A 4,013-nucleotide genomic window follows, 5' to 3' on the forward strand; every position below is an offset into this window, starting at 1 on the left:
AGTCAGGTAGGCTGCCCGGCGCCATGACCTCGATGTGCGCGAGCACGGACAGCATGCGGTCACGCACTTCCTTCTGGAAGCCGTTCATGACCGACAGCACGATGATCAGCGCCGCCACGCCCAGCGCAATGCCAAGCATGGAGATGAGCGAGATGAAGGAAATGAAGCTGTTGCGGCTGGCACGCTTGCCCGCGCGCGTATAGCGCCAGCCGATCTGCCATTCGTATGGAAATTTCAAAAGGGCATCCCCGTGTGGTGTAACCGTGTGATGTGACGATGCTGTGTGACTTCGCCGGCGCACGCGCCGGGCAGCCGGAAGTTTACAATCTCGGAGCCATGATCCCTGAACTCTTTCTGATTGTCCCGTTTTGCGCCCCCGCCGCCGAGGTGGCGGACGACGCTTACCGTCAATTGACCTTGCCGGGCCTGGAAAGGTTGCTTGCCCGCGCGCGGGAGACGGAACGCGAGCGCCACGACGACGCCTACCTGCCCACGCTGCCGCACGAACGCTGGCTGGCAGCGCGCGCCGGGCTGCCGGTCGCGCCGTTGCCGTCCGCCCCCTACATGCGCCTGGCCGACGGCAGCACCGCCGACACGCGCACCTGGGCCTGCCTGCAACCGGTGCATATTCACGCCGCGCGCGACCATTTGGTGATGCTCGACCCGGCGCAACTTCGGCTGGAAGCGGCCGATGCCGACGCGCTGCGCGCCGCCATCGCCCCGCTGCTGGCTGACATGAACTTGCACCTGGACGCCCCGCACGCTGCCCGCTGGTATATCCCGGATGCGCCGTTTGGCGACCTGATTGCCGCGGCTCCGCAACGCGCCACCGGCCACAATATCGACATCTGGATGCACAAAGGCGAGCAGGAACGCGCCTGGCGCAAGTTCCAGAACGAAATCCAGATGACGTGGTACGACCACCCCGTCAACCAGGCCCGCGAAGCGCGCGGCCTGCTGCCGGTCAACTCGGTCTGGCTGTTCGGTCAGGGCGCGCTGGTTGATACGCGCCCGATTGCCGAGCGCATGATCGGCGCCGACCCGTTCTTTGCGGGCCTGTGCCACGCCGCCAATGCCACCGAGCTGTGCGCCGAAACGCTGGCCGCCCTGCCGGCTGACGGCACCAGCGCTGCCGTACTCCTCAACGACGCCGGCAAGCCCTACCTTTCCGCCGATTGGTACGACTGGATCGAAACCCTACGCGCCTACGACCGCGACTGGTTCACCCCCGCCGCCGACGCACTGGCCGACGGCCGTATCGATGCCATCTCCCTCATCCTGACCGGCGATTCGCACTACGCCCACTACCGCGTCACCCGCCGCGAACTGGCCAATGGGCCGTTCGGCTGGCTGCGCCGTTTCAGCCGTGCTCGCACCTTGCGCGATGCGCTATCCCCGCTTTCCATGGCTGCCTGAATGACCCGTATCGCTGTCCGTTCGCACTCCGCCGAGGCCGCCAACACGCTGGCCGGCCACGGTATCCATCCCGTATTGGCACGGATCCTGGCCGCACGCGGCGTCGCCCGTCCCGATGAGCTATCGACCGAGCTAGCCGACCTGCTGCCACCGGCGCAACTCAAAGGCATCGACGATGCGGCGCGCTATCTTGCTGACGCCATCGCCGCCAACAAGCACCTGCTGATCATTGCCGACTACGACTGCGACGGCGCCACCGCCTGCGCCGTCGGCGTGCGCGGCTTGCGCATGCTCGGTGCGCAGGTGAGCTACATCGTCCCGAACCGCTTTGAATACGGTTACGGCCTGTCACCCGAGATCGTGGCGCTGGCCGCGCGCGAGAAGCCGGACGTGCTGGTCACGGTCGACAACGGCATTGCCGATGTGGCGGGCGTGGCAGCGGCCAATGCACTGGGCATCGACGTGGTCGTGACGGATCACCACATGCCGGGCGCGCAGTTGCCCGAGGCACGCGTCATCGTCAACCCGAACCAGCCGGGCTGCGGCTTTCCGAGCAAGAACCTGGCGGGCGTGGGCGTGATGTTCTACGTGCTGCTGGCGCTGCGGGCGGAGTTGCGCAACCGGGGCGTGTTCACGCCGCAAGAGCAACCGCGCCTCGATGCGCTGCTCGATCTCGTGGCACTGGGCACCGTGGCCGACGTGGTCAAGCTCGACGCCAATAACCGCCTGCTGGTCGCGCAGGGCCTCAAGCGGATGCGCGCCGGGCGGATGTGCCCGGGCATCGCCGCGCTTTTCCGCGTGGCTGGGCGTGAAGCGCGACGCGCGTCGACGTTCGACCTCGGCTTCGGCCTGGGCCCGCGCCTGAACGCCGCCGGGCGGCTGGCCGACATGTCGCTCGGTATCGAATGCCTGCTCACGGATGACTACGACCGCGCCATGGCCATCGCCGCAGAACTCGACGGCATGAACCGCGAGCGCCGCGAAATCGAAGCCGGCATGCAGCAGGAAGCGCTGGCGATACTCGACAGCATGAGCACCCTGGACGGCGCGAGCCGCCACACCATCGCCGTGTATAACGAGACATGGCACCAGGGCGTGATCGGCATCGTCGCCTCGCGCATCAAAGACAAATTCCACCGCCCCGTCTTCACCTTTGCGCCGGGCGACGATGGGGTCATCAAGGGCTCGGGCCGTTCGATTCCCGGCTTCCACTTGCGCGACGCGCTCGATGCCGTGCACAAGCGCAGTCCCGGGCTGATCGTCAAATTTGGTGGCCACGCCATGGCGGCCGGCCTCACGCTGCGCGAAGACGGCTTCGACGAATTTGTCGCCACCTTCGAAGCCGTTGGCCGCGAATGGCTGACCGAGGCCCTGCTGTCGCGCGTACTGGAAACCGACGGCGAGGCCGACCCCGAGTGCTTCTCCCCCCAGTTCGTCGAGCTGCTCGAAACCCAGGTCTGGGGCCAAGGCTTTCCGGCCCCGAGCTTCTGCGGCGAGTTTGACGTGCTGTCACAGGCGGTGCTCAAGGACAAGCACCTCAAGCTCAAGCTCGGCCGCGGTAAACAGCATTTCGATGCGATCTGGTTCAACCACGCCGAGCCGCTTGGCGCTTCAGCCTATGTGGCCTACCGGCTCGACAACAACACCTTCAACGGCATCACGCGGGTGCAGATGGTGATCGAACACGCGCAATAGCCGCCTGCCCAAACCTTGCGCCAGCGCATAAACACATGCCAAAACTGTCTGACGGTGCGCAGATGGCGCAGCCGTCGGACACGGCGACTGCGTTACAATGCAAGATTGTCGGCTTGGCGCCTGCCATGACCGCGCACCCCACGAATTCCTAGCATTAACTTCCAAGCGAAATGACTCACGTCGTTACCGAAAGCTGTGTCCGCTGCAAGTACACCGACTGCGTGGACGTCTGCCCCGTCGATTGCTTCCGCGAAGGCCCGAACTTCCTGACCATCGATCCGGATGAGTGCATCGACTGCGCCGTGTGCGTGGCCGAGTGCCCGGTCAACGCCATCTACGCTGAAGAGGACGTGCCTGCCGATCAGCAGAAGTGGATCGCCATCAATGCCGAACTCTCGACCATCGGCTGGCCGTCCATCACCAAGACCAAGCAACCCCTGCCCGACGCCGACGACTGGAAAGACGTGAAGGACAAGGAGCAGTACCTCGAACGCTGATCTCCACTTTTTTACCGGCAGCCCCAAAAAAGGTGTTGACGGAGAGATCAGAAACTAGTTAGAATTCATTTCTTCGCTGCTACAGCGATTCCCCGATAGCTCAGTCGGTAGAGCGCCGGACTGTTAATCCGTAGGTCCCTGGTTCGAGCCCAGGTCGGGGAGCCAAAATAACAAAACGCCTCGCTTCGTGCGGGGCGTTTTCATTTGTGGCATCGGTGTTGTCGTAGCCGATATCGTGTACCGTCTTGGACCGATCGTCTTGCCCGAGTGGTGAAATTGGTAGACACCGCGGACTTAAAATCCGCTGCGCCCTCACCGGCGCGTGCCGGTTCGATCCCGGCCTCGGGCACCAATCCCCTTCTCTTCTTTTTCTTGCTCCCGCTGCCTCACGAAGCGTGGCACGCG

4 protein-coding genes and 2 tRNA genes are annotated in these 4,013 nt (G+C 64.5%); 5 read left to right on the forward strand and 1 reads right to left on the reverse strand.

Annotation, left to right across the window (positions count from 1 at the left end):
• A partial coding sequence (locus tag JHD73_RS26910; RefSeq protein WP_199033199.1) for an ABC transporter permease occupies positions 1-238 on the reverse strand: 238 nt, incomplete at its 3' end.
• Positions 239-336: 98 nt separating this feature from the next.
• Here JHD73_RS26910 and JHD73_RS26915 point away from each other — a divergent pair.
• The 5 genes from JHD73_RS26915 (at position 337) to JHD73_RS26935 (ending at position 3,960) form a co-directional block, all read left to right on the forward strand.
• Positions 337-1,416, forward strand: coding sequence for a hypothetical protein (locus tag JHD73_RS26915; RefSeq protein WP_199033200.1), 1,080 nt, complete (start codon positions 337-339; stop codon positions 1,414-1,416).
• A complete protein-coding gene (gene recJ / locus JHD73_RS26920; RefSeq protein ID WP_199033201.1) occupies positions 1,417-3,111 on the forward strand; it encodes a single-stranded-DNA-specific exonuclease RecJ in 1,695 nt (564 codons plus the stop codon).
• A gap of 170 nt (positions 3,112-3,281) precedes the next feature.
• Positions 3,282-3,608 carry a ferredoxin FdxA gene (fdxA, locus tag JHD73_RS26925; protein ID WP_021194063.1) on the forward strand — a complete coding sequence of 109 codons (327 nt, stop codon included), beginning with the start codon at positions 3,282-3,284 and terminating at the stop codon, positions 3,606-3,608.
• Positions 3,609-3,697: 89 nt separating this feature from the next.
• Positions 3,698-3,773: transfer RNA gene (locus JHD73_RS26930), tRNA-Asn, on the forward strand.
• Positions 3,774-3,869: 96 nt separating this feature from the next.
• A tRNA-Leu gene (locus JHD73_RS26935) sits at positions 3,870-3,960 on the forward strand.
• Positions 3,961-4,013 lie beyond the last annotated feature (53 nt).

It is taken from the genome of Ralstonia sp. ASV6 (assembly GCF_016429285.1).
Lineage (GTDB): Bacteria > Pseudomonadota > Gammaproteobacteria > Burkholderiales > Burkholderiaceae > Ralstonia > Ralstonia flaminis.

What these genes read in the sequence shown, in the direction of transcription:
- recJ (WP_199033201.1), top strand. Translation starts at nt 1,417, where the DNA reads ATGACCCGTATCGCTGTCCGTTCGCACTCCGCCGAGGCCGCCAACACG.
- fdxA (WP_021194063.1), top strand. Translation starts at nt 3,282, where the DNA reads ATGACTCACGTCGTTACCGAAAGCTGTGTCCGCTGCAAGTACACCGAC.
- JHD73_RS26915 (WP_199033200.1), top strand. Translation starts at nt 337, where the DNA reads ATGATCCCTGAACTCTTTCTGATTGTCCCGTTTTGCGCCCCCGCCGCC.